The sequence below is a fragment of the Microbacterium sp. BF1 genome (assembly GCF_019279095.1).
Lineage (GTDB): Bacteria > Actinomycetota > Actinomycetes > Actinomycetales > Microbacteriaceae > Microbacterium > Microbacterium maritypicum.
On record NZ_JAGYWT010000645.1, the window covers coordinates 1 to 1,170 of the forward strand.

Below are 1,170 nucleotides of genomic sequence, written 5' to 3' on the forward strand. Positions count from 1 at the left end.
GGGTGCCGATGCCATCGCTCTCGCCGCGTCCTTGCGGTGACGGATGGCCTGGATGCCGAGGAAGATCAGGTACCCGGCGCCGAGCACCTTGACGATCGTGAACAGCGCGACCGACTGCGCGATCACGCCGCATCGGCGTCCGCTCGGGCGCAGCTGGTCGGATCGATGAACGCGGGGGTGAACGATCTCATCTCCGGTGTCGATCTCGCCGACGTGGTCCCGGAGAGCGTCGTCAAGATCCCGACCGGCCGGCTCGTGGGATCGCAACTGATCTCGGGCCTGCTCTGGTTCGTGTTCTTCGGAGCGATCTTCGCGGTCGCGATGGGCAGTGCGCTGATCGGCATGCTGGCCGACGGCGTCACCGACGGCGGCATCGTTATCCTCGGGATGGGCCTCGGCATGGGTGTGCCCATGGTCATCGCCGTGGTCGGTATCACCTGGGCGCAGATCTCGAAGTCCCTCCGCTACTCGATCGCGCCGACCCCGGACGGTGTGCGGATCACCTACGGTCTTCTCACGACCGTGACCGAGACCCTTCCGCCCGGACGCATCTTCGCGGTGGAGGTCTCGCAGTCGCTGCTGTGGCGCCCGTTCGGCTGGTGGACGATCAAGATCAACCGGATGAGCGGCAAGAGCGCCGCTCAGCAGTCGTCCGGGAGCGGGCAGCAGTTCAACGTGGTGCTGCCGGTCGGCAAGCGCGCCGACGTCGAGCGAGTGCTCGCTCTGGTGCTGCCCGACGTGCCGGCGGAGAGCATCCCGTTCCTCTGGGAACAGGGCATCGTCGGCCCCGCAGACGGCGACACCTATCGCACGATGGCGCGGCGCGCGCGGTGGCGGCGTCCGTTCTCCTGGAAGCGTCATGGCTACCTGGTCGCCGACTTCGGTCTGCTGCTGCGCCGCGGGAACGTGTGGCGCAAGCTCGCGGTGTTCCCGCTGGCACGCCTGCAGGGCGTCTCCCTCAGCCAGGGACCGATCGATCGGGCACAGCGGGTCTCCGGCGCGCAGGTGCACACCGTGCCCGGTCCCATCACCGGATACCTCTCGGGGTTCGAGCGGGCGGACGCGCTGGCGCTGATCGACGAGGTCAGCCTCGCTGCCGCCGAGGCGGCCTCGCGCGACACCACTCACCGGTGGAGCGCGCACACCGATGCGGCAACGGTGGCCGCTCCT

Annotated in this window: 1 protein-coding gene and 1 pseudogene; one reads left to right on the top strand and one right to left on the bottom strand. The window is 68.9% G+C overall.

The window, feature by feature from the left end:
* Positions 1-126, bottom strand: a pseudogene (locus tag KZA10_RS18365) (LysE family translocator); the annotation flags it as partial.
* Positions 127-177: 51 nt separating this feature from the next.
* Here KZA10_RS18365 and KZA10_RS15690 point away from each other — a divergent pair.
* Positions 178-1,170 (top strand): PH domain-containing protein (locus KZA10_RS15690; protein WP_308289691.1); only part of this gene is annotated, 993 nt, incomplete at its 3' end.